This is a genomic window from Mesorhizobium sp. M0768 (genome assembly GCF_040320195.1).
Taxonomy (GTDB): Bacteria; Pseudomonadota; Alphaproteobacteria; order Rhizobiales; family Rhizobiaceae; genus Mesorhizobium.
The window spans coordinates 138,683-162,593 of sequence record NZ_JAMYPD010000004.1 but is presented as its reverse complement, the minus strand read 5'-3'; the positions used below and the strand labels follow the sequence as shown (position 1 = coordinate 162,593).

The 23,911-nt window shown below is 63.1% G+C and carries 28 protein-coding genes and 1 riboswitch; of the genes, 15 read left to right on the top strand and 13 right to left on the bottom strand.

Annotated features, from left to right (window positions below; translation table 11 throughout):
- Nucleotides 1–180 precede the first annotated feature (180 nt).
- Entirely contained in the window at nt 181–2,013 is a 1,833-nt protein-coding gene (locus NKI08_RS07335) for an ABC transporter ATP-binding protein/permease (protein ID WP_352768121.1), read from the top strand.
- A gap of 76 nt (nt 2,014–2,089) precedes the next feature.
- Nucleotides 2,090–2,896 (top strand): DUF1194 domain-containing protein, encoded by an 807-nt coding sequence (locus tag NKI08_RS07330; protein ID WP_352616064.1) that lies wholly within the window; start codon nt 2,090–2,092, stop codon nt 2,894–2,896.
- Between the two features lie 18 nt (nt 2,897–2,914).
- On the opposite strand, the gene NKI08_RS07325 is transcribed toward NKI08_RS07330, so the two are convergent.
- Nucleotides 2,915–3,940 (bottom strand): RNA polymerase subunit sigma-70, encoded by a 1,026-nt coding sequence (locus tag NKI08_RS07325; protein ID WP_352768118.1) that lies wholly within the window; start codon nt 3,938–3,940, stop codon nt 2,915–2,917.
- Nucleotides 3,941–3,982: 42 nt separating this feature from the next.
- Nucleotides 3,983–4,729: an SDR family NAD(P)-dependent oxidoreductase gene (locus tag NKI08_RS07320; RefSeq protein ID WP_352683094.1), complete on the bottom strand. Its 747-nt coding sequence runs from the start codon at nt 4,727–4,729 to the stop codon at nt 3,983–3,985.
- Between the two features lie 235 nt (nt 4,730–4,964).
- Between NKI08_RS07320 and NKI08_RS07315 the strand changes: the two genes are divergently transcribed.
- Entirely contained in the window at nt 4,965–5,285 is a 321-nt protein-coding gene (locus NKI08_RS07315; protein ID WP_352768114.1) for a DUF1330 domain-containing protein, read from the top strand.
- An 85-nt stretch (nt 5,286–5,370) separates the two neighbouring features.
- Here NKI08_RS07315 and NKI08_RS07310 read toward each other — a convergent pair whose 3' ends face one another.
- Nucleotides 5,371–5,577: a hypothetical protein gene (locus NKI08_RS07310; RefSeq protein ID WP_352483502.1), complete on the bottom strand. Its 207-nt coding sequence runs from the start codon at nt 5,575–5,577 to the stop codon at nt 5,371–5,373.
- Between NKI08_RS07310 and NKI08_RS07305 the strand changes: the two genes are divergently transcribed.
- Nucleotides 5,576–5,797, top strand: coding sequence for a hypothetical protein (locus NKI08_RS07305; RefSeq protein WP_352768111.1), 222 nt, complete (start codon nt 5,576–5,578; stop codon nt 5,795–5,797). The genes NKI08_RS07310 and NKI08_RS07305 overlap by 2 nt on opposite strands.
- A gap of 51 nt (nt 5,798–5,848) precedes the next feature.
- Here NKI08_RS07305 and metW read toward each other — a convergent pair whose 3' ends face one another.
- Entirely contained in the window at nt 5,849–6,463 is a 615-nt protein-coding gene (gene metW, locus NKI08_RS07300) for a methionine biosynthesis protein MetW (protein WP_352471435.1), read from the bottom strand.
- 115 nt (nt 6,464–6,578) lie between these two features.
- The gene (gene metX / locus NKI08_RS07295; RefSeq protein ID WP_292661143.1) at nt 6,579–7,748 is read right to left on the bottom strand and encodes a homoserine O-acetyltransferase MetX; all 1,170 of its coding nucleotides are present in this window, start codon (nt 7,746–7,748) and stop codon (nt 6,579–6,581) included.
- Between the two features lie 76 nt (nt 7,749–7,824).
- Nucleotides 7,825–7,902: riboswitch (SAM riboswitch) on the bottom strand.
- Nucleotides 7,903–8,040: 138 nt separating this feature from the next.
- Between metX and hisC the strand changes: the two genes are divergently transcribed.
- Complete coding sequence (hisC, locus tag NKI08_RS07290) at nt 8,041–9,150, top strand: histidinol-phosphate transaminase (RefSeq protein ID WP_352768107.1); 1,110 nt, start codon at nt 8,041–8,043, stop codon at nt 9,148–9,150.
- A 6-nt stretch (nt 9,151–9,156) separates the two neighbouring features.
- Nucleotides 9,157–10,092, top strand: a complete 936-nt coding sequence (locus tag NKI08_RS07285) for a prephenate/arogenate dehydrogenase family protein (RefSeq protein WP_352471433.1) — start codon at nt 9,157–9,159, stop codon at nt 10,090–10,092.
- A 133-nt stretch (nt 10,093–10,225) separates the two neighbouring features.
- Here NKI08_RS07285 and NKI08_RS07280 read toward each other — a convergent pair whose 3' ends face one another.
- Nucleotides 10,226–11,227, bottom strand: a complete 1,002-nt coding sequence (locus NKI08_RS07280) for a DUF2125 domain-containing protein (protein ID WP_352768103.1) — start codon at nt 11,225–11,227, stop codon at nt 10,226–10,228.
- A 114-nt stretch (nt 11,228–11,341) separates the two neighbouring features.
- Here NKI08_RS07280 and NKI08_RS07275 point away from each other — a divergent pair, with 114 nt between their 5' ends.
- Nucleotides 11,342–11,890, top strand: a complete 549-nt coding sequence (locus NKI08_RS07275; protein ID WP_352683087.1) for a gamma-glutamylcyclotransferase — start codon at nt 11,342–11,344, stop codon at nt 11,888–11,890.
- 19 nt (nt 11,891–11,909) lie between these two features.
- Here the strand turns inward: NKI08_RS07275 and NKI08_RS07270 are convergent, their stop codons facing one another.
- The gene (locus NKI08_RS07270) at nt 11,910–12,890 is read right to left on the bottom strand and encodes a quinone oxidoreductase family protein (protein ID WP_352768100.1); all 981 of its coding nucleotides are present in this window, start codon (nt 12,888–12,890) and stop codon (nt 11,910–11,912) included.
- A gap of 346 nt (nt 12,891–13,236) precedes the next feature.
- On the opposite strand from NKI08_RS07270, the gene NKI08_RS07265 reads away from it, so the two are divergent.
- Together NKI08_RS07265 and NKI08_RS07260 are read left to right on the top strand one after the other, a co-directional pair.
- The gene (locus tag NKI08_RS07265; RefSeq protein WP_352768097.1) at nt 13,237–14,184 is read left to right on the top strand and encodes an aldo/keto reductase; all 948 of its coding nucleotides are present in this window, start codon (nt 13,237–13,239) and stop codon (nt 14,182–14,184) included.
- Nucleotides 14,185–14,259: 75 nt separating this feature from the next.
- Nucleotides 14,260–14,880: a LysE family translocator gene (locus tag NKI08_RS07260; RefSeq protein ID WP_352768094.1), complete on the top strand. Its 621-nt coding sequence runs from the start codon at nt 14,260–14,262 to the stop codon at nt 14,878–14,880.
- A 27-nt stretch (nt 14,881–14,907) separates the two neighbouring features.
- Here NKI08_RS07260 and NKI08_RS07255 read toward each other — a convergent pair whose 3' ends face one another.
- Both NKI08_RS07255 and NKI08_RS07250 read right to left on the bottom strand, forming a co-directional pair.
- Nucleotides 14,908–15,708, bottom strand: a complete 801-nt coding sequence (locus NKI08_RS07255; protein ID WP_352540198.1) for a lysophospholipid acyltransferase family protein — start codon at nt 15,706–15,708, stop codon at nt 14,908–14,910.
- Between the two features lie 106 nt (nt 15,709–15,814).
- Complete coding sequence (locus NKI08_RS07250) at nt 15,815–16,723, bottom strand: LysR family transcriptional regulator (RefSeq protein WP_352768090.1); 909 nt, start codon at nt 16,721–16,723, stop codon at nt 15,815–15,817.
- A gap of 132 nt (nt 16,724–16,855) precedes the next feature.
- Here NKI08_RS07250 and NKI08_RS07245 point away from each other — a divergent pair, with 132 nt between their 5' ends.
- Nucleotides 16,856–17,476: a pyridoxamine 5'-phosphate oxidase family protein gene (locus NKI08_RS07245; RefSeq protein ID WP_352768087.1), complete on the top strand. Its 621-nt coding sequence runs from the start codon at nt 16,856–16,858 to the stop codon at nt 17,474–17,476.
- A 29-nt stretch (nt 17,477–17,505) separates the two neighbouring features.
- Here NKI08_RS07245 and NKI08_RS07240 read toward each other — a convergent pair whose 3' ends face one another.
- The 3 genes from NKI08_RS07240 to ftsE form a co-directional block, all read right to left on the bottom strand.
- Nucleotides 17,506–18,093, bottom strand: a complete 588-nt coding sequence (locus NKI08_RS07240; protein WP_502899572.1) for a YdcF family protein — start codon at nt 18,091–18,093, stop codon at nt 17,506–17,508.
- A 262-nt stretch (nt 18,094–18,355) separates the two neighbouring features.
- Nucleotides 18,356–19,339 (bottom strand): cell division protein FtsX, encoded by a 984-nt coding sequence (locus NKI08_RS07235; RefSeq protein ID WP_352768080.1) that lies wholly within the window; start codon nt 19,337–19,339, stop codon nt 18,356–18,358.
- Complete coding sequence (gene ftsE / locus NKI08_RS07230; RefSeq protein WP_023677923.1) at nt 19,332–19,991, bottom strand: cell division ATP-binding protein FtsE; 660 nt, start codon at nt 19,989–19,991, stop codon at nt 19,332–19,334. The genes NKI08_RS07235 and ftsE overlap by 8 nt, the downstream gene beginning before the upstream one ends.
- Before the next feature lie 236 nt (nt 19,992–20,227).
- Here ftsE and NKI08_RS07225 point away from each other — a divergent pair, with 236 nt between their 5' ends.
- The 4 genes from NKI08_RS07225 to NKI08_RS07210 all read left to right on the top strand — a co-directional run bounded on the left by NKI08_RS07225 (nt 20,228) and on the right by NKI08_RS07210 (nt 21,805).
- Nucleotides 20,228–20,356 (top strand): hypothetical protein, encoded by a 129-nt coding sequence (locus NKI08_RS07225; RefSeq protein ID WP_352768077.1) that lies wholly within the window; start codon nt 20,228–20,230, stop codon nt 20,354–20,356.
- A 5-nt stretch (nt 20,357–20,361) separates the two neighbouring features.
- Nucleotides 20,362–20,517, top strand: coding sequence for a hypothetical protein (locus NKI08_RS07220; protein WP_352768074.1), 156 nt, complete (start codon nt 20,362–20,364; stop codon nt 20,515–20,517).
- 182 nt (nt 20,518–20,699) lie between these two features.
- Nucleotides 20,700–21,242, top strand: a complete 543-nt coding sequence (gene hpt / locus NKI08_RS07215) for a hypoxanthine phosphoribosyltransferase (protein ID WP_254816654.1) — start codon at nt 20,700–20,702, stop codon at nt 21,240–21,242.
- A gap of 191 nt (nt 21,243–21,433) precedes the next feature.
- Nucleotides 21,434–21,805 carry a response regulator gene (locus NKI08_RS07210; protein WP_352691048.1) on the top strand — a complete coding sequence of 124 codons (372 nt, stop codon included), beginning with the start codon at nt 21,434–21,436 and terminating at the stop codon, nt 21,803–21,805.
- 18 nt (nt 21,806–21,823) lie between these two features.
- Here NKI08_RS07210 and NKI08_RS07205 read toward each other — a convergent pair whose 3' ends face one another.
- Nucleotides 21,824–22,774: a DMT family transporter gene (locus NKI08_RS07205; protein ID WP_352768070.1), complete on the bottom strand. Its 951-nt coding sequence runs from the start codon at nt 22,772–22,774 to the stop codon at nt 21,824–21,826.
- A 223-nt stretch (nt 22,775–22,997) separates the two neighbouring features.
- On the opposite strand from NKI08_RS07205, the gene NKI08_RS07200 reads away from it, so the two are divergent.
- Nucleotides 22,998–23,855, top strand: a complete 858-nt coding sequence (locus tag NKI08_RS07200) for a LysR substrate-binding domain-containing protein (protein ID WP_352471415.1) — start codon at nt 22,998–23,000, stop codon at nt 23,853–23,855.
- Nucleotides 23,856–23,911: the final 56 nt, after the last annotated feature.

The following is a 23,911-nucleotide window of genomic DNA, read 5'->3' as shown; positions in this document are numbered from 1 at the left end:
CCGGCCTCGTACGACGCGCTTTAGGTTGTTGTTTTATGCATGTCGTTATCGCAAAACCGCTGCACACTTTTGCGCGACATGCATTGTCTGCCGCGGACGGGTTGGCTGCCCGATTGAAGGCATACGCGGTCGATTCTATGACCGGGTTTCAGCATCGCTTCCGAATGCAAGGATCCACTCATGGCTGATCTTCCGGATGTCGAGGCCAGCGCCCAGAAGCTTGCCACGTCGATCGAGGCCAGCAGCCTGCGTGAGCAGCTGGCAACAATCAAATTGGCACTGACCAGCTCGCCAGTGCGAAAACAATTGCTTTGGGCAGCGATCGGCATCGTCGCCGTCATCGTGGCGAGCTCGATCGGGCAGGTTCTGCTCAATCGCTGGAACCAGCCTTTCTACGACGCGCTGGCGCGGCGCGACATGCCGGCTTTCCTGCATCAGCTTCTGGTCTTTGCCGGCATCGCCGGCGGGCTTGTGGTGCTCAATGTCGGCCAGACCTGGCTCGACCAGATGCTCCGCCTGAAGCTGCGCGAGGCGCTGACGCTCGACCTGATCGACGAATGGATGCGGCCGGCGCGTGCCTTCCGGCTGACCCATGCCGGCGCCATCGGCGTCAATCCCGACCAGCGCCTGCAGCAGGATGCCGGGCATCTCTCCGATCTTTCCACCGGTCTTGGCATCGGCCTGCTGCAGTCCTGCATCCTGCTTGCCTCGTTCGTTGGGGTCCTGTGGTCGCTGTCCTCCGGCTTCGTCTTCCACATAGGCGGCCATTCGCTGGCCATACCCGGCTACATGGTCTGGGCGGCGATCCTTTATGCCGGCACCGCCTCCTGGTTGAGCTGGCTGGTCGGGCGACCGTTGATCCGCTTCAACAACGATCGCTATACGCGTGAAGCGGAGCTGCGCTCCTCGGTGGTTCGCGTCAACGAGAATGTCGATGCCATCGCGCTCGCGCATGGCGAGGCCGATGCCAGGCGTCGGCTCGAATTCGATCTCGGCATGGTGCTGGGCGCCATGCGGCGCATCTACAGCGCCCAGATCAATCTTTCCTGGGTTACCGACACCTATGGCTGGATCACTGTCGTCGCGCCGATCCTGGTCGCCTCACCGGTCTATTTCGCCGGCGATATCAGCTTTGGCGGCTTGATGATGGCAGTCGGCGCTTTCAACCAGGTTCATTCCTCGCTGCGCTGGTTCATCAACAATATCGGCGGCATCGCCGATTGGCGCGCTACGCTGATGCGGGTCGCCGACTTCCGCATCGCGCTTGCCGACACCGACGCGCTGCACCATACGGAAAGGCGCATTTCGTTCGGCGAAAACCCGGACGGCAGCCTGACCTTCGAGAAACTCGAGGTCGCCTCGCCGGAGGGATGCACCAAGCTTGCCGAGCCGCATGTCGAAATCCGCGCCGGCGACCGGGTCATGATCACCGGAGATCCGGGCGCCGGCAAGACGCTGTTCTTCCGGGCCATTGCCGGTCTGTGGCCATGGGGCAGCGGACGGATCGGCATGCCGGCCGGAGAAGCGCCGATCTTTGTTCCGCGTACCCCCTATTTCCCGCTCGGCAAGCTGCGCGAGGTGCTCAACCATTCAGACGGCGCGGCGGAGGCGAGCGATGCCGAGATCTCGGAGGTGCTGGCCGATGTCGGGCTGCAACGCCTGTCGTCCTCGCTCGATCGCTCGGCGCGCTGGGAGCGTGAGCTCAGCGACGACGAGCAGCGTCTGCTGGCCTTTGCCAGGCTGGCCTTGCGACGGCCGAAATGGGTGATCATCGACGAGGCGCTGGACGCGTTCGACGGCCCAACGCTGAGGCAAGTGCTGTCGATGCTGGAGAAGCGCCTTCCCGACGCCGCGATCCTCAATATCGGCCGCGGCCAGCACAATGCCCGCTTTTTCCGGCGGGCGTTGACCATCGTCAAGGATGCCGGCCAACCGCCACTCAAGCCGGCCCGTATCAGGGCAGGTGCCATCGAACCGCCCCCGGCGATCGCCTCGACCGGCCGAAAGAAATAGAAGGCAAGCTTTATTTCGCCGCGATCGCGGCGAAAAACTGTCGCGATCGTTTCAGATGGGAACGTTCCGATCGGCCATGCTTGACGCACTCGCCCTGCTCGCCTGCCTTGCCTGCACCCCGGCGGCACCTGCGGCCGCGCCGGCCAATGCAATTGCCGTCGATGTCGAGCTGGTGCTGGCCGTCGACATCTCGCAGTCGATGGATGAAAGGGAGTTTGCCCTGCAGCGCGCCGGCTATGTCGCGGCGCTGCGCCACCCCGACTTCATCAACGCCGTGCGTGCCGGCACCTTCGGCCGCATCGCCATCGCCTATTTTGAATGGGCCGGCACCATCCGCGACGATGCGGTCATTGCCTGGCAGGTCGTCGACAGCAAGGAGAGCGCCAACGCTTTCGCCGACAAGATCGCGGCCCGCCCGTTCAGGAGCTTTCGCGGCACCTCGATTTCCGGTGCTGTGGCTTTCGGCGCCGAGCTTTTCGACGGCACGGCCTTCACCGGCAAACGCCGCGTCATCGACGTCTCGGGGGACGGCCCAAACAACACCGGCTTGCCGGTCACAACGGCACGCGATGCGGCACTGGCGAAGGGCATCGTCATCAACGGGCTGCCGATCCTGGTCAGCCCGTCACCCACCTTCAGCCATCTCGACCGGTATTATGCCGAATGCGTTACCGGCGGGCCGGGCTCGTTCGTGCTGCCGATCTATGCTGCTTCCGAATTCGCCACCGCCACTCGCCGCAAACTGATCCTCGAGGTCAGCGGCATCGAGTATCCCAAGGTGGATCCGAGGACGATCCGCATCGACGCACCGATCGACTGCCTGCAAGGTGAGCGCGACCGAAGGTTTTTCTCGGACCCCTATTTCCCGGAACTTGACCGATAAGGCTGGCCCAGGGGTAAGCTAGGCTGGTGGCAGGCCGAAGGCCGGGAACAGAGATGGCCCGAGCGGCCCTATGAAGATCGTCAAGGAAGCGATCCCGCCCTCGGCTGCGTCGAACACATGCAGGGAATGGGCCCGCCATTCAGGGCCGTCGTGGCTGCGGGAATAAACCCCGACCGCCGGCTGGGCATTGGCGCGGGTGGCCAGTGTGCGGAAGCCGCCAAACTTAGGCCAGACGGTCTCGAAGAAACCGCGGATCGCTTCGCGGCCTTGATACCATTCACGCCAAGGCGGCATGGTGTAGATGGCGTCCTCACGCAGCAGCTCGATCAAGCTGTCGAGATTGGCGGCCTGCCAGGCCTGCATGTAGCGTTCGAGCAGCAGGCCTTCTTCGGGGCTGGGCCGTGATCGGCTGGCCGGCCGTCCCTGAGGATAGCGCGCCGCCAGCGTTGCGCGGGCCCGTTGCAACGCGCTGTTGATCGAAGCCGTCGATCCGCCCAGCAAACGCGCCGTCTCGACAGCCGACCATCCGAGGACGTCGGCAAGCAGCAGCGCGGCGCGCTGCCTGGGCGGCAGATCCTGGATCGCCGCGACGAAGGCGAGCTGGACGGCCTCGCGGCTCTCGTAACGGGCTTCCGGACCTGGCTCGCTGCCGGCAACGTCTGGAAGCTCGGCGTCGGGGTAGGGCTCCAGCCAGGCGATGTCGGCTACCGGCCCGCCTATGGCCGCCCCGTGCGAGGGCGGCCGTCCGGGTTCCCGGAGAATGCGACGCGCCCTCGACCTCGCCTTGATGGCGTTGAGGCAAGCGTTGGTCGCGATCATGTAGAGCCAACCGCGAACCGAACCTCGCCCGTCGAACTCCGATCTTGCGCGCCAGGCGCGAAGCAACGTGTCCTGGACGAGGTCGTCGGCCTCGTGCAGCGAACCCATCATGCGATAACAATGCAGCTTGAGCTCGCGGCGATGCGCGGCCGTGACCTTCTCGAAGGCCAGCCGATCGAGGATCGGCTGGCGTGATGGTTCCAGAGGTGGTTGAGCGTCTGTCATGTGGCTTGTGCGGTTACGAGCGAGCGTTGCATTACGCGCCCCTCAGGCGGCCGGGGCAAGCCCGCTACCGCTCACCATGAAGGAACTGCCTTGCGGCTGGCCGGTGGCGAGTGCGACCACCGCCCGTCCGACATCGGCCGGCGTTTGCATGTCGGTCATGGCGGCGATGAAGTCCGCCGGCTGGATGCCCATATAGGCCGCTATGCTGTCGACGCCGGCTTTGCCCACGCCGGTTTCCGGCATGATGCGCATCGGCGCGAGCGCCATGAAGCGCAGGCCGAGGCCAAGCCGGTCGGCCTCCTTCTGGCTATGACCGGCCAGGAACATCTGCATGCGTTTTGCGCCAGCATAGCCGCCGGCGTTCGGTGGTCCGCCGGTCAAGGCCGCGCCGCTGGAGATCAGAACGATCCGGGTCCCCGGCTTGAGCGGACGCCGCAGAGCGGCCCGGCAAAACAGGAACGACGCCTTGACGTCCGTGTCCCAATTTGCCGAGAACGCCTTCCAGTTCTGTTCATGCACCGGCGCAGAAGGCGCCAGCGCACCTGCGCAGATCACCAGTACGTCCGGCTCAAGCGCGGCGAAGACCTTATCCGGGGCGGAGTCCATCGTAGCATCGGCCGCGAGCGTCTTCACGCCCGAGACCTCCCAGGCAAATTGCGCCAGGGCCTGTTTTCCGCGGGCGACGGCCAGCACCGTCGCTTTCTCCTTGAGGGCGGCCTCCGCGATGGAGCGGCCGACACCACGGCTGCCTCCGACGACGACGACATTCTGATTTTGCAACGATCCCATGGATCACCTCTCTATTCCCGGCCGCCGGACCATCCAGGCGCGCTCATCGATAAGGACAGCGCAGGTGGGTGGAAATCATCGGTGCCAGGCGGAAATATCTTTCCGCTGACGGCAGCGGCGCGTCGGTTTTGTATTCAGTGTCATTACCTCGGGGGTAATCGACCTGTGCGCGACGTCTCGGCAAACTGCTCCCATCAAGCCGGTTGTCCGGCCTTCGACCACAAGGAGTTACGCCATGACCGCCTACGCCGTCGCCCATATGCGCCAGGTCACGCCGGGACCGCAGATCGTCGAGTACCTGCACAAGATCGATGCCACGCTGGAACCGTTTGGCGGCCGCTTCGTGGTGCACGGAGGCGAGGTGGAAGTCGTTGAAAACACCTGGCCGGGCTATCTCATAATCATCGAATTTCCCGATAGGCAGCAGGCGCGCGCATGGTACGACTCGCCCGCCTATCAGGAGATATTGCCGCTGCGTACCGGCAATTCCCGGTCCGACGTGGTCTTCGTTGATGGCGTCCAGCACCCGCACAAGGCCACGGACGTGCTTGAATAGAGGGAATGATCGGGTACAACCGGCGTCTATGGTGCCGCCATCCATCTGGCGGCACCGAATTTGGATCGCGTCTGCATCGGCAGCTTCACCGCCCCTGCAGCACCTTGATCGCGTTGGACATGTCGCCGTGCGACAATGCAGCCAGGTAATCCGAGTAGTTGATCCTCCCGTTCGCGAAGCCGTTCATCAATCGCGTGCAGAACGTGTGTTCCAATCCGGCATCCGGGACGTTCATGAGCGCGGCGAGGTTTGCCCTTTCAACCTTGCCGAACCGCATCTTGAATTTGGTCATGCACCGCTGGATCGCCTGCCGTTTCAGCGCCGGGCTGCCGCTCAACGCGACTTGTCCATTCTGGAAATCGGTCTTCGACGTCGTGCATCCGGAAATCAAAGTGGCCGACATCAAAGCTGTTGCTAAGACTAACGTCTTCATTGCTTCCCCCAAACCAACCCGTTTGAGACCTGTTAAAGCAACAAAGAATGCCGGGCAACTTCATTGGATTGAAAATTGAAAATATGGTTTCTTGCGCAGGTCTGAGGTTCGTTGCTTCTGCCTGTCAAACCTATCGTTTCAGCAGGAATACCGCTTGCTGGCCGAAAAAATTCCAGAACCACCACGGCATCGAGAAGCCGATCCGCTGGCCGTTGGCGTCGAGCGCGGTTGCCTTTTCCACCGTCGCGCCAAGCTCGTCGCACAGATTGACGAAGTCGCGAATGGTGCAGAAATGGATGTTGGGCGTGTCGTACCAGGAATAGGGCAGGTCCTTGGTCACCGGCATGCGGCCGTTGAAGAGCAGCGAAAGGCGCACCCGCCAGTGGCCGAAATTCGGGAATGAGACGATGGCGCGGTTGCCGATCCGGAGCAGTTCGTCGAGCACCAGCTTCGGATTGCGGGTCGCCTGCAAGGTCTGCGACAGAACGACGAAGTCGAAACCCTTGTCGGGATAGAATTGGAGATCCTTGTCGGCATCGCCTTGAATAACCGACAGGCCGCGCGCCACGCATTCGTTGACGCCGCGCTGCGACAGTTCCAGCCCGCGACCGTCGACCTTCTTGGTCTCCTGCAGCAATTCGAGCAGCAGGCCGTCGCCGGAACCGACGTCCAGCACCCGCGACTGCGGCGGGATGAGATCGGCGACGACTTCGAGGTCGACGCGCTGGGCGCGGTTGACGCTCATGCCTTCGGCTCTTGCTCGGCACATGATCCTGATCCGAAAAGTCTGCAACTTTTCGGGGTCATGCGCTGATGCCTGGCGCATGGTCCTGATCCGAACAGCCTGCAACCTTTCGGGGTCATGCGCCAAGCCCTCTTGCCCGGGCGGCCGAGGCGATGAAGCCTTTGATGGCGGCGAACAGTTCGGGCTCGTCGAGCAGGAAGGCGTCGTGGCCGCGGTCGGTCTCGATCTCGACGAACGAGACCGAAGCGCCGGCCGCGTTCAGCGCGTGCACGACCGAGCGACTCTCCTCGGTCGGGAACAGCCAGTCGCTGGTGAACGAAACCAGGCAGAAGCGCGTCTTGGTGCCGGCGAAGGCATCGGCCAACCGGCCGCCATGGTCGGCGGCGAGATCGAAATAGTCCATCGCCCGTGTCATGTAGAGATAGGAGTTGGCATCGAAGCGATCGACGAAGGTCATGCCCTGATGGCGCAGATAGCTCTCGATCTGGAAGTCGGCATCGAAACCGAAGGTCAGGGCTTCGCGGTCCTGCAGGTTGCGGCCGAACTTGCGGTGCAGCGCTGCTTCCGACAGATAGGTGATGTGGGCGGCCATGCGCGCCACCGCCAGCCCCTTTTCCGGCCGCTTGCCATGCTCGAAATATTTGCCGCCATGCCAGTCGGGGTCGGCCATCACCGCCTGCCTGCCGACCTCATGGAAAGCGATGTTCTGCGAGGAATGGCGGGCGCCGGTGGCGATCGGCAGCGCCGAGAAGACGCGCTCCGGATAGCTGGAGGCCCATTGCAGCACCTGCATGCCGCCCATCGAGCCGCCCAGCACGCTGAACAGCTGTTCGATGCCGAAATGCTCGACCAGCATCAACTGCGCCCGCACCATGTCGCGGATGGTGATGATCGGCAGGTCGAGCCCGTAGGGCTTGGCGGTGGCGGGATTGGTCGAGGCGGGGCCGGTAGAGCCGAGACAGCCGCCGATGACGTTTGACGAGATGACGAAGAAACGGTCGGTATCGATGATCTTGCCGGGACCGATCAGCACTTCCCACCAGCCCGGCTTGCCGGTCACCGGATTGGTGTTGGCGACATGCTGGTCGCCGGTCAGCGCATGGCAGACGAGGATGGCGTTGGAGCGCGCGTCGTTGAGCGTGCCATAGGTCTGGTAGGCGATCTGGAACGGCGACAGCAGCGTGCCGGCGTCGAGCTTGAGCGGCTTGTCGGCGCCGAAACGCAACACCGGGCTCGACGGCTGGTCGGCCTCGTTATTGGTTTTTCGAGCGCGCAAAGCGACCATCACATCTCCTTGCCCGGCCTTCAGTTGTCCACCGGTCCGGGCAACAAAAAACCGGCCATGCCTTCGCAAAGCCGGTTACAAGATGCAAACGGCCCTTTAGCAAGTTGTTTAACGTGGCTGCAAGCCGACCGGCCAAATCACCACGGAACTGTAGCCGTTCTTCTATGACTCGCGCATGGCTTCGTCAACGGCAAGTTCTTGATCCCGAATTGCCGGCCCTCGACATTCCGGGCCACGGCTTGTATTTCCGCTGCGGCTTCCGGATGGAGGCACTCTCGACGGATTTCATGAAATGAGCCAGACACCGGATCAGACACGTCCAAGGCCCCGCGCCGGCATCATGGACATCGAAGCCTATGTGCCCGGCAAGAGCGCGGCGCCTGAAGGTGTCGCCAAGGTCCATAAATTGTCGGCGAACGAGAACCCGCTCGGTCCTTCGCCAAAGGCGATAGAGGCCGCGCGCGCGGTCGCCGACAAGCTCGCGGTCTATCCCGACGGCAGCGCCAGGCGCCTGAGGGAAGCGATCGCCGAGGTGCACGGGCTCAACCCGGCGAACATCGTCTGCTCCAACGGCTCCGACGAGATTCTGGGCCTGCTGGCGCAGACCTACCTCGCACCCGGCGACGAAGCCATCATCACCGAACACGGCTTCATGGTCTACAAGATCTACATACAGTCGGCCGGTGCCGTCCCGGTGACGGTCAAGGAGACCGATGAACGCGCCGACATCGATGCGATCCTCGCCGCGGTGACGCCGGCTACCCGGATCATCTTCCTTGCCAATCCAAACAATCCAACCGGCACCTACGTGCCGTTCCAGGAGGTGCGCCGCCTGCATGCCGGCCTGCCGCGAAACGTGCTTCTGGTGCTGGATGCAGCTTACGCCGAATATGTCCGGCGCAACGATTATGAAGCCGGCGTCGAGTTGGTGGCCAGCGCGGAAAACGTGGTCATGACCCGCACTTTCTCCAAATTGGGCCTGGGCGGGGCGCGGATCGGCTGGATGTATGCGCCAATGCACGTCATCGACGCGATCAACCGCGTGCGCGGGCCTTTCAACGTCAATGCAACGGCAATCGAGGCCGGCATCGCGGCGATCCACGACCGCGCCCATATCGAACGCAGCGTCGCGCACAACGAGACCTGGCTAGCCTGGCTGAGCGAGCAACTAAGCGGGCTCGGGCTGCGGGTGACACCGAGCGTCGGCAATTTCAGCCTCATCCACTTTCCCGAGGACAAAAAGCATTCGGCGGCGGCCGCCGACGACTACCTCAGTGCGCGCGGCTACATATTGCGGCGCGTTTCCGGGTACGGTTTTCCCAACGCGCTGCGCATGAGCATCGGCACCGAAGAGGCCAATCGCGGCGTTGTCGCAGCACTCGCGACATTCCTGAAAAGCTAGAACACCATGACATCACCGATGTTCGAAAAAATCGCGCTGGTCGGCATCGGCCTGATCGGCTCGTCGCTGGCCCGCGTCATCCGCCGCGAGGGGCTCGCCGGCCAAATCGCGATTTCGACGCGCAGCGAAGCGACGCTGGCACGGGCGAGCCAACTCGGCCTTGGCGACACCTATACGACGGATGCGAAAGAGGCGGTTCGCGATGCTGATCTGGTTATCGTTTCGGTGCCGGTCGGTTCTTCCGGTACGGTCGCCGCGGAGATCGCGCCGGCGCTGAAGAAGGGCGCCATCCTCACCGATGTCGGCTCGACCAAGGCGTCGGTGATCGCGCAGATGCAGCCGCACGTGCCTGATGGCGTGCACTTCATCCCCGGCCATCCTTTGGCCGGCACCGAAAAATCGGGACCGGACGCCGGTTTTGCCGAACTGTTCGAGAACCGCTGGTGCATTTTCACGCCGCTGCCCGGCACCGATCCCGCAGCACTGGAAAAGCTCTCGGAATTCTGGCGCCGCTGCGGCTCCAACATCGACACGATGGACCCGCAGCATCACGACATGACGCTGGCCATCGTTTCGCACCTGCCGCATATCATCGCTTACAACATCGTCGGTACCGCCGACGATCTGGAGTCGGTGACCAAGTCCGAGGTCATCAAATACTCGGCTTCCGGCTTTCGCGACTTCACCCGTCTCGCGGCGTCCGACCCGACCATGTGGCGCGACGTCTGCCTGCACAACAAGGACGCCATTCTCGAAATGCTGGCGCGGTTTTCCGAGGATCTGTCCTCGCTGCAGCGGGCGATCCGCTGGGGCGACGGCGAAAAACTGTTCGACCTGTTCACCCGCACCCGCGCCGTCCGCCGCTCGATCATCGAGGCCGGCCAGGATATCGACGTACCGGATTTCGGCCGCCAGGCAGTCGAACACCCGCCGAAGGGATAAGCCGCGGCAGGCCGATCGCAGGCCGGCCTGGCTTAGAGCGGTTCATCGTTTCACAGAAACGCCGAACGGCTCTATCTCTTTGTTTTGCGCAATTCCGGACGGAAAACCGTTTCACACTTTTCCTGGAATTGCTCTAATCGAGCGGCTTGATCTTGCCGAGCGGGATGAAGCCGAGCGAGGCCTTGCCCCTGACGATCTTCAGCGGCATCGACGGCTGGTTGCCGAGGAGCGCCAGTCCGGCAAAGCCGGTCTGGATCTCTTTCTTTTGCTCGGGGATGGCGGTGGCGAGGATTGCCGCCACGGCCTTTGGATCATTGAGCCTGATCGTCAGGTCGGCATTTATGAGACCGTCGTCATCGACCGACAGCGGTCCGGAAACGCTGATGCGCGCAGTTCCGGACGACAGATCGAGCTCGTGGATTTCGGCCGCCTGGCCGCGCAGGCTCTTCGGATTTGCCTTGATCAGTGTCACGCCGTTTTTCAGCGTGACGTCGCCGCTGCCGTCGAGCGGCGGCAAGACGCGCCCGCCGATGGCCGCCGCGTCGATTTCAAGATCGGTGAAATTGCCGGCATAGTCGATGTCCGGGCCGTTTGGGCGCAATTGTCCGGTGGCGGTTCCGGCGCTGAACAGCGAGACGGGATCGGTGTCGTCTGCCGGATCGGTCTGGCCGGACAGGCCTTCTGCCTGCAGCGAGAGGCGCCTCGGCAGCGGCCAGGACAGCTTCATGTCGGCCCGCAGATCATCCCAGTCGATCCAGAGCGGGGTCATGCCGGGAACAGAGGTCCTGAGCGGCCCCCTGAGCTCGGCGGCAGGCGACAGAAGCCGGGTGATCTGCGTGGCGGCGTTGATCTTGCCTGTCGATGCCGCGATGTTGCGGCTGTCGTCCTCGTAAGCCAGGCTGTCGCAGGAAACGGTGAAGCTGAAGGGATAGCCGCTGACCGCGAGATTGGCGCAGTCGGCCTTGATGCCTTTGTCGTCGAGATCGGCGACCGCCTTTTTGGTGGCGCTCTCGACCAGGTCCGCCAGGTAGAACCAGCCGGCGCTGTAGATGCCGAACAGCACGAGGATGAAAGCGGCAAGCCACAACAGGCGGCGACGTTGGCTGGGCGGCGGGCGCTCGTCACTTGACGTCATGCTGCGGCTTTCGTTAACGCGGGGTGGCACGGGCGGGCTGTCGCTTGCGGCACCAACAGGTAGACGGACTGAAACACCACCGGTGAGGTGGTCGTCACAATCAGGCTTGGCGATATGGGCGATTTTTGGGTTTTTGGCTACGGCTCACTGATCTGGCGACCGGGATTCGCACATGTCGAGACGCGGCGCGCCCGCCTGCATGGCTACCGCCGTTCGCTCTGCGTCTATTCTTTCGTGCATCGCGGCACGCGCGAACGGCCGGGCCTGGTGCTCGGCCTCGACCGCGGAGGCTCCTGCATCGGGCTGGCGTTCCGGGTTCCAGGCGAGCTGCGCAACGAGGTCATCACCTATCTGCGCGAACGCGAGCTGGTCACCAACGTCTATCTCGAACGTGTGCTCCGCGTTCGCCTCGATAACGAGGAGACGGACAGGCGCGGCACCAATGGGGGCGAGACGGTGGAGGCCGTGGCCTACGTTGTCGACCGCAGCCATGAGCAATATGCCGGCGCGCTCGACGCGGCCGAGGCGGCGGCCGTCGTCCGCGGCGCCGTCGGCCAGTCGGGGAGGAATGAGGATTACGTGCTCAGCACGCTGGAGCACCTCGAAGCACTGGGTATAAGCGATCACTGGCTGGAAGACGTGACAAGACGGATCGCGACGTAGCTTCGGTGTCGTGAGCGGGCTACATCCTGAAAATCTGTTTTCCAAGATCAGCGCGATCCAGGCTGTCTGCCACGGCAAGCTTGAACTCGGTCAGCACGTGGAGACCGCCGACAGGAACGTGGAAGCCGGGCTGGCCGAAGATGTCGATGATCTCGCGTAGCACAGGCCGGTCGGCTTCGACCGGCGGCGAAAAGAAATAGCGATAGATATTCGCCCTGATCTCGACGCCGCTCAGCAACACATCGAAATTGTGCAGTTCGAAGCGCTCGGCACTCATGCCGCCATTGATCACCATCTGCCCGCCGAGCGTCAGGGTGCGGATCAATTCGCCGCTGACAGGTCCGCCGACATTGTCGATAATCCCGTTCAATCCGGCGCCACCAGTGATATCCATCACGGCTTCCCGGATACTTGTCTTCAACTCCGAAAGGTCAAGAATGGCGGCGGCGCCAAGCGTCTTCAGATCGAATCTTTGGTGCGAGCGCCGCACAAGCGCGATGACGTTGATGCCGCGTCGTTGGGCGAACTGCATCACCATTGTCGAAATTGACGAATAGCCGGCCGTGACAGCCAGCCACTGGCCAGGCCGCACACGGGAATCCACCAGCAGATCCCACGCGGTAATGGGGTTCACCATCTGCCCGGCGCGTTCGACAGGATAGCCGGCAGGCAACGGGATCAGCCATTCGGCGGGAATGGCGGCGTACTCGGCCCAGCTGCCATAATAGCTGAACGCGACAAGCATCCCCGGTTCCAACCGAACGTTCTCGCCAACGGCTTCGACGATGCCGGCGCCATGGTTTCCGGCGATCTGCCGGGGAAAATGCGGCTTCTTCGGTTCGGGATAGAGGTTCTGGATAAACAGGAAGTCGCCCGGATTGATCGAGGCCGAGACCATCCTGACCAGCACCTCGCCGTCGCTGATCCGTGGCAACGGCAGGTCATTCACATAGAGCACGTCGCGCGGCAAACCGATGGCGTCAAATACAATTGCTTTCATGCCGGTCTCCATAACAAACGATCCGAGGCCAACAGTCTGAGCCCCGGCCAGACCGTGCTGAGACTTGCGTCAGCGCGGCGGAACCTACGGTCGGCCGGCAAAAGTCAGAATTGGCAGATTTGACAATCTATGTGCCAAACTTGCCAGATCGTTTCTTCAGAGGCTGCTGGTTTGGATACCCGGGACCAGCGCCTTGGGGCCGGACACGGCGCGGCGGGTCGCGGCTTTGTGAAGCGCCGGCGGGCTGGAAAAGAGGCTATGCGTTTGACGTTGCCACGGCGCGACATAGGTTAGCCCGGTCGGCGGCTCCCATCCGCCCCAGCATGAATCACCATGGAGATCAGCCTTGCAGAAACGTCGTCTCGGTCGCACCGACCTATCCATCGCGCCATTGGTTCTGGGCGGCAATGTGTTCGGCTGGACCGCCGATGAGAAAACCTCGTTCGACCTGCTCGACCGCTTTGTCGACGCTGGCCTCAACGCCATCGACACGGCCGATTCCTATTCGCGCTGGATTGCCGGCCACCAGGGCGGCGAATCCGAAACCATCATCGGCAAATGGATGAAAAGCCGCGGCAACCGCGACAAGGTTGTCGTTATCACCAAGGTCGGTTCGGATATGGGACAGGGCAAGAGGGACCTGTCCGCCGCCTATATCGAAAAGGCCATCGATGCTTCGCTGAAGAGGCTGCAGGTCGATAGCGTCGATCTCTATCTGTCGCACTGGCCCGACCTGGCGACCCCTTATGAGGAAACGCTCGGCGCTTACCAGAAACTGCTCGACAAGGGCAAAATCCGTTATGCCGGCGCTTCCAACCTCGACGCCGCCCAGTTGCGGGCCGCACTTGACGTAGCAAGCCTGCGCGGCCTGCCGCGCTACGAGGTGCTGCAGCCGGAATACAACCTCTACGACCGCTCGTCCTTCGATGGTCCGCTGCGCGATCTCTGCGCGGCCGAGGACATCGGCGTCATCACCTATTTCAGCCTCGCCAAGGGGTTTCTGAGCGGCAAGTACCGCAGCGAGGCCGACCTCGGCAAAAGTCCGCGCGGTGGCGGTGTGAAAGGCTATCTCAACACCCGCGGCATGCGCATTCTCTCAGCGCTCGACGCGGTGTCGGCCAGACATTCGGCCAAGCCGGCGGAAGTGGCGCTTGCCTGGGTCATGGCGCGGCCCGGCGTCACCGCCCCGATCGCCAGCGCGACGACGCTCGACCAGCTCGACAGCCTGGTGCGTGCCGCGTCGTTGCAGCTCAGCCCGGACGATATCGCCGAGCTCGACAAGGCCAGCGCGTAGCCGCGCACGATCGTTCAAGACCGGCGCCGCTGCCTTGCCCTACCGTCCCTGCCTCGTCACAGGATGCAGCGCCGCATGGCCGGACAGGGTCTTCTCGATCAGCAGCTATGGCAGCGATTGCTGGCGCTTGTGTTGGTGTCGGCCATCGTCATGGGCAGCCCGGGGCCGGCGACGATAAGCGTCACCGCGATCGGCGCCGCGTTCGGCCTGCGCGGTTCGGTGCGCTATGCCTCGGGAATCGTTGTCGGGACGGTTCTCGTGCTTTTGGTGGTGGCGACGGGCATCATGGCCGTTCTCACCGCGCTGCCGAAGCTCGCAGCGCTGTTGGCGGTCGCGTCAGCAGCCTACATCCTCTATCTGGCGTTCAAGATAGCGACGGCGCCGCCGCTGGCGGCACGCATTGGTGGGGCGGCACCTCCCACTTTCCTGGGCGGGTTCCTTCTGGCCGTTGCCAATCCGAAAGCCTATGTGGCGATTGCCGCCGTGTTCGCCGGCGCGTCTCCTGGCGCCGGCGGTCTTGCTATTTCAGCCAAGCTGGCGGTCCTCGCCTTGATGATTGCTGCCATTCATCTCTTGTGGCTTCTCGCCGGCGCGGCTTTTGCACATTTGCTGCGCAAACCGCTGGCGTCGCGGATCATCAATCTGGTGTTTGCCGTGACGCTGGTTGCAACAGCCGCCCTGGCTGCCTTGCCGTGAGCCTTTCCGGCATGCGCGGCAGGTGTCTCAGCCTTTCAATTCAGGTTTCGCATCGAGCTCACCAAGCCGTTTCATTGCCGTCGGCGGCATCGGCGGCGGGTTCGGCGTCTGTGCCGCCTCGACGAGAAGCTGGTCGCAGGCGGCTTCCGTCTCGCCGATCAGCCGTTGCATGAATTCGTCCTTGCCGAGGCCGGGCGGGATCGGTGGCAGGAAGCGCGCCTTGATCGTGCCGGGATAGCGCAGGAATTTGCGGCGCGGCCAATAGAGACCGGCAACGTGGGCGACCGGCACCACCGGAATGCCAAGCTGGGCATAAAGTTCGACGATGCCGTATTTGTAGACCGGTTCGTCGCCCGGCGCCCGGCGGGTGCCCTCGGGGTAGATGATCAGCTGGCGCGGATTGCGCGCCAATTCCTGTTTGGTCGCGGCGATCACCGTCTTCAATGCCTTCGAGCGGCTGCCGCGGTCGACCGGAATCATCCGCATCTTCAAAATGTACCAGCCGAAGAACGGGATCCAGGTCAGCTCCCGTTTCAATATGTAAACGGGATCGTCGAGATAAGGCAGGAAAGCGATCGTGTCCCAGAAGGACTGGTGCTTCGGCGCCAGGATAAAGGAGCCGCCAGGCAGGTTTTCCCGGCCGGTGATCTCACTTCTGGTGCCGGCGATCTTGTCGTAGAGCCACATGCTGGTGCGCGACCAGAATTTCGGCACGAACCAGGCGCGATGGCGTGGCGACAGGAAATAATACGGGGTCCAGAGGATCATCTGGACGATCAAATTGAGGTAGAAGGCGAGATTGAACGCCAGCGAGCGGAAATACAGCATACAGCAAGTGCCCGGTGAGGAGGTGTGCGTTGGTTACACCAAGCGCCTGCAAAAAGGAAACGCTGCGAGGCGGGCGATCGGCCCGGCCTTGCGAGGGCCGTCTTCGTCACGTTTCCCACGCGGCCTGCAGCAGGCGCTGTCTCAGGCGCGGGGCGGCGAAGTCGAGGAATGCGCGCAGCTTCACCGGCAGTAGCCCCTGGCCGGCATGGACGAGGCTCACCGGCCATGGGTCTGGCTCAAACTCTTGCAGCACCGGGCGCAGCGTACCCGACCGGACTGCGGCGGCAATCTGATAGGAAAGCAGCCTCGTCACGCCGACGCCGGCAATCGCCGCATCGATTGCCGCCTCAGCGGTGTTGACCCGCAGCCGGGAGCGGATCGGCACGCTGAATTCGGTCTTGCCGGTGGCGAAGCTCCAGGCTGCGGCGGTGAGCCCTTCGAAGGTGATGGCACTGTGTGCTGCAAGCTCCTGCGGCGTTTTCGGTGTGCCGTGCTCGGCGAGATAGGCCGGGCTCGCGCAAGCGACGCGGCGGATTGAACCCAGGCGGGTGGCGATCAGGTTCGAATCGGCAAGCTCGCCGATGCGGATGGCGAGGTCGATGTGCTCTTCGACCAACTGGGTTATCCGGTCGGCGAGTGTCAGCCGCACACCTACCTCAGGATAGACGGAGAGGAAGCCGGTGACGACCGGCAGCACATGCAGGCGGCCGAAGACGATCGGCGCAGTGACGATCAGTTCGCCGGTCGGGGCGCTGTATTCGCCGGCGGCTATTCGCTCGGCCTCGCCGACCTCATCGAGAATGCGACGACAGGCGGCGAGATAGGCGTGGCCTGCATCGGTCAGCGACAGCTGCCGCGCCGAGCGGTTCAACAGCCGTGTCTTCAGGTGCTTTTCCAGGTCCGAAACCTTGCGGCTGACCGTCGTCAGCGGAATGCCGAAGCGGCGCCCGGCAGCCGAGAGGCTGCCTGTCTCCGCCGCGGCAACGAAAAGCGACATGGACTGGAGGCGATCCATAGCTCTCCCGAAAATTTGCCCTTCCGGAAAACGGAAGGATGGATTGCAGATATGGCATCTGCATCTCGAAGATGGAAGGACGTATTTTCCTGACTAGCAATGCAGCGCAGCTCGGCGCTTGAGGAGGCTTCCATGAACGCTCACACCAGCGATGTTGCTTTCACCCCGACGGTGAAGGCGATTCAGGCGCGCAAGGGCTCGCGCCAGGCCTATGCCCGTGTCGAGAAGCGTGGCGGCTGGCAGGCGGCAATTACGCCCGATCTCGCCGCCTTCATCGAGGCGCAGACCAGCGTCTTTCTGTCGACCGCCAATGCCGACGGGCAGCCTTACATCCAGCATCGCGGCGGGCCTGCCGGTTTCCTCACGGTGCTCGACGAACGGACGATCGGCTTTGCCGATTTTTCCGGCAACAGGCAGTTCATCACCCAGGGCAACCTCAGCGACAACCCACAGGCTTTCCTATTCCTGATCGATTATGCGCACCGGCAGCGCATCAAGATCTGGGGCAAAGCGCAAGTCGTCGAGGGCGATGCCGAGCTGACGGCAAAGCTGATGCCGCAAGACTATAAGGCGCGACCCGAGCAGGTCATCCTGTTTACGGTTTCGGCTTGGGATTCAAATTGCTCGCAGCACATCCCGCAGCGTTTCGAAGCGGCCGACGTGGCGGCGGCGCTGGGCGAACGCGACAAGCGCATCGAACGGCTCGAACAGGAGATCGCACGCTTGCGATCGGATGCAGCAGCCAGGGAATAAGAGCCAGGGAATAAAAGTGCCGGTGCCGTTCAGCTTCCGCCTGCGGCGTCGGCCAGCGCGACGCTCTCGGCTTGCTTCACCGGCATGATGCCGCGCGCCAGCGCCAGCAGGTATTTGTTGTATTCGGTGAACAGCACGCGCAGCGCTTCCGGCTTGGTCAGCCAGCCGCCATTCTCGAGGTTGGTGTTGACCACCGGATAGGGCTCGAGCCTTGCGCCGTGCAGCAGCCGGCCCATTTCCAGCAGGCTACGCGGCATATGATAATTATTGGTGACGAGAATGACGGTGCCGTAGGCATGGTCCTCGACCCATTTGGCACTTTCCTCGGCATTGCCGATCGTGTCGAGCGCGGCGCGGTCGATGTCGACGCAGCAGGAAAACAGCCTCTTGTCGCCGCCGGTCGCGGCCTGAAGCTGGCGGCGGCTGGCGGAGGGATGGACGCCGCTGATCAGCAGCCGCTCGCCCTTGCCTAAGGCAAGCAGGCCCATCGCAGCGTCGAGGCGCGATTGGCCGCCGGTCAGCACGATGATAGCGTCGGCCCTTGCCGGATTGGCGGGCGTAGTCAGGCGGCTGACGGTATTGGCGAACCAGCCGAAGCCGGCGACAAACAGCGCCATAAAGGCCAGCAGAAGGAGAGCCGAGATGCGCAAGGAGCGCCCTGCCAGCAGCCGCCCATGTTTGGCAAACTGATCCGGCTTGGCAAATTCATCAGGCTCGGCGAATACAGGCGGGCGCGCAACCAGCACTGGCATGCATCCAGCGGTATCGGTCGAGTCCCGAACGTCCATCATGAAATGGTTAATCCCGAAATACGGCCTTTGGTAGGAAAAAAATGCAATTTTCGTGACGATGCGTTTTCATCCGTGATCGATCTTTCCTTTAGCCGGCGTCCGGCTGGCGAATGTCGATGTCGCTGAGATAGGTAACCACGGTAAAATGGGAAGTTGCCGCCGTCAGCGCGCCGATCACCAGCACCATGACAGCGACCCCGAGATAACCCGCCGAGCCGATGGCGAAATTGCCGAACAGGGCGGTCGCCTGGTCGGCCTGCGGCGTTGCCATGTTGCGTGACGACCACCAGGAGAAGACGATGAAGACCAGGATCGCCGCGGCGCCGCCTGCCGCGGCGCCCTTCATGCCGGTGACCAGAAAATGCCGGCGGAATTCGCGCGCGATGAAGCGCGCCTCGGCGCCGACGAAATGCAGCACCTCGATGATGTGGCCATTGCCGGCCATGGCGCCGCGCGTCGCGAATACAACGGTCAGCACCGTCGCCGACAGCATCAGCGCCAACACTGCGATACCGATCGTTACCGTGGTGCGGGCCATGGCAACCAGCCGGTCGACCCAGGTGCGATGATCGTCGAGCGAGGCGCTCGGCAGCTTCGGCGTGATTGCCGCGCGCAGTGCGGTGAAATCGGGCGGACTATTCTCGTCGATGGTGATGATGATCAAGCGCGGCACCGGCAGCTCATCGATGTTCAGGCCCGAGCCTAGCCAAGGCTCGAGCAGTCGGGCCGTTGCTTCGCGATCGATGATCCTGGCGCTTTTCACGCCAGGGAATTCGCCGGCGATCTGCGAGGCCAGCGCAAGTGCGGCCTCCATGTCGAGGCCGTCGACCGGCTTGATCTGGATGGTCGCTTCGCGCGAGATCTGGTTCTCCCAGACGGAGGCGGTGTCACGCACCAGCGTGACTGCGCCAAACGTCAGACAGGACAGAAACGTCATGATGGCAATGACCAGCACCAGCGCCCGGCCGGCGATGTTCTGCGCCGGCACGATCGGCGCCATTTTGCGCTGGACGCGGGGCTTTGCCGCCGCGGCGTCCTGACCCTCGAAATGTTCGACGGAGAGCTCAGTCATAGATGTCCAGCCTTCCGCCGGCCAGGATCATTCGCCGTGCGTCGACCTGTTCCATCAGGCCGAGGTCGTGTGTGGCGATCACCACGGCGGTGCCCAGCCGGTTGAGCTCGATGAACAACCGCAGCAAGCGTCGCGCCAGCGGCGGGTCGACATTGCCGGTCGGCTCGTCGGCGAGCAGGATCTCGGGCTGCTCGATCAACGCCCGGGCAATGGCGGCGCGCTGCTTCTCGCCGCCAGACAGCACCGGTGGCAGCACATGCATGCGCTCGCCGAGGCCGACCCATTTCAGCAGCTCGGTGACGTCAGTGCGATAGGTCGCCTCCTCGCGGCCGCGCACGCGCAGCGGCAATGCCACGTTCTCGTAGGTGGTCATATGGTCGAGCAGGCGAAAATCCTGGAACACCACGCCGATGCGACGTCTCAGATGCGGCAATTCGGTGCGCGAGATGCGCGAGCGGTCCTTGCCGAAAATGGTGATCAGGCCGCGCGTCGGCTTCAGCGACATGAACAAAAGCCGCAGCAACGTCGTCTTGCCGGCGCCTGAAGGTCCGCTCAGGAACTGAAAGGAGCGCTCCGGAATGTGCAAGGAGATGTCGCGGAGAATCTCCGGACCCATGCCATAGCGGAGGCCGACATTTTCGAAGCGGATCACTTTCGACGACCTGAAATTCTCGGCGGCAAGATGCCAGCCCTTTCTGTGGAAAGACCATCGGCCGGCATGGTTAACCGACGGTTAATTTGGGGGCTTTTCGAGCGAGTCACAGGGGTTCCGGTGGGGAAGCGTTAACCATTTCCGTTTACCCAAAAGAAACGAACAGCGAACAGGTGCGGTAGTGTTGGGCCATGATGGCTGAGGATCGAACCGCGCGCCCGGTTTCCGGCGAAATCATGACCGATCCGGCCGCCGAGCCGGAACGCATCATGCGCGACGTGACCGCCGAGGCATCGATGCCGACTATGAGGTGCTGCCCCGCCATTTTACACGTCAAGACTTTGCGCCGCCGCCTGCGCGCATGATTTCCATGCCTTCGATCGAAGGCATGGACATGTTGCGCAAGCCCGAAACCGCCGTCGAACGGCCGTTGTGGGTGCATGGTGGGCCGATCTTCTGGATTGTCGGCGTCGGTGCCGTCTTTGCCGCCTTCTGGATTTCGGGCGGCCATGCGCTGGTTCGTTAGAGCGGCGCCAGAAAATCAACAGGTCACCAGATAAACGATTCGCGACGGTGGGACATCCGACCGTTCGCGGGTGCCCTGCGAAAGATTTGGCCTTGCCAGACGGCACGACATGCCTAGAAACGGGTTGAAGACCGTTTCGGTCGGCTTCGCCTACAAAGGCGATCATTCTGGAAGGGCAGCCAATGCCAGTTGTGCGCGGCAAGGACATCGAAGTCCTGTTTTCGGCGTCCGCCATCGCGCGGCGGAACCTGGAACTTGCCAAGGAGATCGCCGGGCACGACTACCACGACCTTCTGGTAATCTCGGTGCTGAAGGGATCGTTCATCTTCGCCGCCGATCTTATCCGTGCCATGCACGATGTCGGCCTGTCGCCGGAGGTCGAGTTCATCTTCATCTCCAGCTATGGCGCCGGCACGACCAGCGGTGAGGTGAGGGTGCTGCGCGACATCGACAACGAGGTCGCCGGTCGCGATGTGCTTTTGATCGACGACATTCTGGAATCCGGCAAGACGCTGAGTTTCACCCGCGACCTCATGCTGTCGCGCGGCGCAAGGAGCTGTGCCATCGCCGTGCTGCTCGACAAGCGCATGCGCCGCCAGACCACGCTCAACGCCGACTATGTCGGCTTTGACTGCCCCGATTATTTCGTCGTCGGTTATGGCATGGACGTCGCCCACGCGTTTCGCGAATTGCCGTTCGTCGGCATCGTCAAGGGCGACGCCTGAGGCCTTTTGAAAATTCTACTCCGGCGGTCATCTGACGCGGTTTTCTGCGCTTCCGGTGCTCACGGACTCGAACGTCCGCTCCGGGTCTCGAAAACCACGTCATATGACTCGGCGGAGCGAATTCTGAAAAGGCCTCATGGCCTTCCTGGCTTTCAGGAAACATCAACTTTTCCTCGCCAAATATCTTGCCCATGGCAAAGCTCCTGATCGTCGAGGACGATGAATCCGTCCGCACTCTCGCCGCTCGCGCGCTCGAGCGCGCCGGGCATAATGTCACTGTCGCCGCGGACGGCGCACATGGCCTTTCTCTGATCCGGGCGGCGCAAGGGAGCTATGACCTTGTGCTGTCCGACATCCGCATGCCGGAGATGGACGGCATCGAGATGGCCAAGGCGGCAGCAGCGCTGTTCCCGGCGATGAAGATCATGCTGATGACCGGCTATGCCGACCAGCGCGAGCGCGCCGAGGAATTGGACGGCATTATTCTCGACGTCGTGCAAAAGCCGTTCACGCTGGCTGAAATCCGCGCCCGCGTCGAACAGGCGCTCGCCTGCTTCGCCTAAGCCCAAGGCCGACCGCCTTCAGGCAGGGTCGCAGGTCGCCGTATTGGCTGGCGCGCCGCTCCGGCGCCGGCCGGCATTGAGCGCAAAAAGCCCGGCGCCGATGATGAGGGCTGCGCCGGCCGCCGTCGCTGGTCGCGGCACCTCGGCAAAGAACAGAAAACCCCATAGCGGCGACCAGATGATACCGGTGTATTCGAAGGTGGCGACGCTGTTGGCGGGCGCCAGCCGGTAGGCCTGCGACAACAGGATCATGCCGGCCGAGGCAACGAAGCCGCATGCCCCCATCTTGAGGAGGTCCGGCGTCGCCGGCCAGACCCATGGCCGGACGAGGAATTCGAGGCTCGGATGCACGGCGTGGTCAATGCCTGCCAGCCAAAACAATGCCGCCACCAAGGCGGCGCCGACCAGATAGGCGCCGTTCTGATAGAACGCCATGACAGTCGAGGATTCGGTGTCGCCGATCTTGCGTGCCATCAGCTGCGAGAAACCGTAGAGCAGAGCCGAACCTAGCGACAGCAGCGCTGCCCAGTCGAACAAGCCGGCGCCCGGGCGCACCATGACCAGCACGCCGAGCATGCCGACCAGGACGGTGGCGAGCGCCTGCCAGGACACGCGTTCGCCGAGATAGGGGCCGGCCAGCGCCATGATGAACAGCGGCGCCATGAAATAGAGCGCCACCGCGTCAGTCAGCGGCAGGGCGGCGATTGCCAGATAGTAGGCCGTGTAGGAGGTGAACTGGATGAAGGCGCGCATCGTCAGCATGCCGAACCGCTTCGACAGGATCGCCTGCAATCCGACATCGGCGTGGACGAGGAAAACCAGGATCGGCAGGGCGACGATCGAGCGGATCGCCATCACCTCGGTGACCGGATAGTGGCTCGACACCGCCTTGACCAGCGGGTCCTGCAGCGAAAAGACCAGCACGCCGAGACAGAGGCTGAAGATGCCGAGCACAAGCCGATTCTGCATAGGCGCTCCTGTCTCCCGCGTGCGTGGCCGAAGGCAGGCCTGCATCCGGGTAAAAAGAACCCGCCACCGTTTCGGGCAGCGGGTACGAGTGAGGACTTTTGATTGGTCCGCAGCCGATTTCGCGGCCGCATATCCAATGGGTAAGGCGACTATCGTCCCCCGTTTGGCATGTTGCAAACGAATTGGAATGATGCCAGCAATCAGATTTTCTTATGGTGGGCACATGCGACCCAATCTCGACAGCGACCTGTTGCGCACCTTCGTGGCGGTCGCCGACACCGGCAATTTCACCAAAGCGGCGGAGCGGGCCGGCCGCACCCAGTCGGCAGTCTCGATGCAGATGAAGAGGCTCGAAGGCATGATCGGCGACAGCCTGTTCGAGCGCGGGTCGCGCGGTGTAGCGTTGACGCAGCGCGGCGGCGAACTCATCGCCAACGCCAGGCGTATCGTTTCACTGCTCGACGAGACGGCGGCATCGATGGTCGCGGCGCCGCTTGGCGGGCCGGTGCGCATCGGTATCCCGGAGGAATATGGCCACGCGATCCTGTCGCGGGCACTCGGCGTCTTTGCCAAGCGCCATCCTCAGGTCGACATCACCGTCCGCTACGCGCATTCCGGTGCGCAGATCGCGGCGCTCGCCGCCGGCGAGCTCGATCTGGCGGTGGTGTTCGAATGGCAGGATCTGTCAGGCGGTGAGGTGCTGATGCATGACCCAACCGTATGGGTGACGTCGGAGCTGCATCACATGCATGAGGAGCGGCCGGTGCCGATCGCGCTCTACAACCGTGCCGGTTGGTGCAAGGATTTCGCGATAAAGTCGCTGGAACAGCGCGGTCTCGCTTATCGTGTCGCCTACACCAGCGATACCAATGGCGGCCTGCGGCTCGCCGTCACCTCCGGATTGGCGATTGCGCCGATCTCGCGCAGCAACATCCCGGCCGGCTGCCGCGAGCTTACGGCCGCCGACGGGTTCGGCGACATCGATTCCTCGAACGTGGTGCTGCGGCGCAATGCGAACGCTTCCGGCGAGGCAATCGACGGCATGGAAGAGGCGATCCGCGAGGCTTTCACCAACCGTTAAAGCATGCCACTCAGCTCGGCGCTGGCGGCCACCACGGACTGCGCGCGGCGATCTTC

Coding starts and splice junctions, on each gene's coding strand:
- NKI08_RS07260 (WP_352768094.1), top strand. CDS start 14,260: ATGGCCGGACAGGGTCTTCTCGATCAGCAGCTATGGCAGCGATTGCTG.
- hisC (WP_352768107.1), top strand. CDS start 8,041: ATGAGCCAGACACCGGATCAGACACGTCCAAGGCCCCGCGCCGGCATC.
- NKI08_RS07235 (WP_352768080.1), bottom strand. CDS start 19,339: ATGACTGAGCTCTCCGTCGAACATTTCGAGGGTCAGGACGCCGCGGCG.
- NKI08_RS07280 (WP_352768103.1), bottom strand. CDS start 11,227: ATGACGTCAAGTGACGAGCGCCCGCCGCCCAGCCAACGTCGCCGCCTG.
- NKI08_RS07225 (WP_352768077.1), top strand. CDS start 20,228: ATGACCGATCCGGCCGCCGAGCCGGAACGCATCATGCGCGACGTGACC.
- metX (WP_292661143.1), bottom strand. CDS start 7,748: ATGGTCGCTTTGCGCGCTCGAAAAACCAATAACGAGGCCGACCAGCCG.
- NKI08_RS07335 (WP_352768121.1), top strand. CDS start 181: ATGGCTGATCTTCCGGATGTCGAGGCCAGCGCCCAGAAGCTTGCCACG.
- metW (WP_352471435.1), bottom strand. CDS start 6,463: ATGAGCGTCAACCGCGCCCAGCGCGTCGACCTCGAAGTCGTCGCCGAT.
- NKI08_RS07205 (WP_352768070.1), bottom strand. CDS start 22,774: ATGCAGAATCGGCTTGTGCTCGGCATCTTCAGCCTCTGTCTCGGCGTG.
- NKI08_RS07270 (WP_352768100.1), bottom strand. CDS start 12,890: ATGAAAGCAATTGTATTTGACGCCATCGGTTTGCCGCGCGACGTGCTC.
- hpt (WP_254816654.1), top strand. CDS start 20,700: ATGCCAGTTGTGCGCGGCAAGGACATCGAAGTCCTGTTTTCGGCGTCC.
- NKI08_RS07220 (WP_352768074.1), top strand. CDS start 20,362: ATGCCTTCGATCGAAGGCATGGACATGTTGCGCAAGCCCGAAACCGCC.
- NKI08_RS07245 (WP_352768087.1), top strand. CDS start 16,856: ATGAACGCTCACACCAGCGATGTTGCTTTCACCCCGACGGTGAAGGCG.
- NKI08_RS07305 (WP_352768111.1), top strand. CDS start 5,576: ATGCACCGCTGGATCGCCTGCCGTTTCAGCGCCGGGCTGCCGCTCAAC.
- NKI08_RS07210 (WP_352691048.1), top strand. CDS start 21,434: ATGGCAAAGCTCCTGATCGTCGAGGACGATGAATCCGTCCGCACTCTC.
- NKI08_RS07310 (WP_352483502.1), bottom strand. CDS start 5,577: ATGACCAAATTCAAGATGCGGTTCGGCAAGGTTGAAAGGGCAAACCTC.
- NKI08_RS07275 (WP_352683087.1), top strand. CDS start 11,342: ATGGGCGATTTTTGGGTTTTTGGCTACGGCTCACTGATCTGGCGACCG.
- NKI08_RS07320 (WP_352683094.1), bottom strand. CDS start 4,729: ATGGGATCGTTGCAAAATCAGAATGTCGTCGTCGTCGGAGGCAGCCGT.
- NKI08_RS07285 (WP_352471433.1), top strand. CDS start 9,157: ATGACATCACCGATGTTCGAAAAAATCGCGCTGGTCGGCATCGGCCTG.
- NKI08_RS07315 (WP_352768114.1), top strand. CDS start 4,965: ATGACCGCCTACGCCGTCGCCCATATGCGCCAGGTCACGCCGGGACCG.
- NKI08_RS07250 (WP_352768090.1), bottom strand. CDS start 16,723: ATGGATCGCCTCCAGTCCATGTCGCTTTTCGTTGCCGCGGCGGAGACA.
- NKI08_RS07330 (WP_352616064.1), top strand. CDS start 2,090: ATGCTTGACGCACTCGCCCTGCTCGCCTGCCTTGCCTGCACCCCGGCG.
- NKI08_RS07240 (WP_502899572.1), bottom strand. CDS start 18,093: ATGGCGCTGTTTGTCGCCGGCTTCGGCTGGTTCGCCAATACCGTCAGC.
- NKI08_RS07255 (WP_352540198.1), bottom strand. CDS start 15,708: ATGCTGTATTTCCGCTCGCTGGCGTTCAATCTCGCCTTCTACCTCAAT.
- NKI08_RS07200 (WP_352471415.1), top strand. CDS start 22,998: ATGCGACCCAATCTCGACAGCGACCTGTTGCGCACCTTCGTGGCGGTC.
- NKI08_RS07325 (WP_352768118.1), bottom strand. CDS start 3,940: ATGACAGACGCTCAACCACCTCTGGAACCATCACGCCAGCCGATCCTC.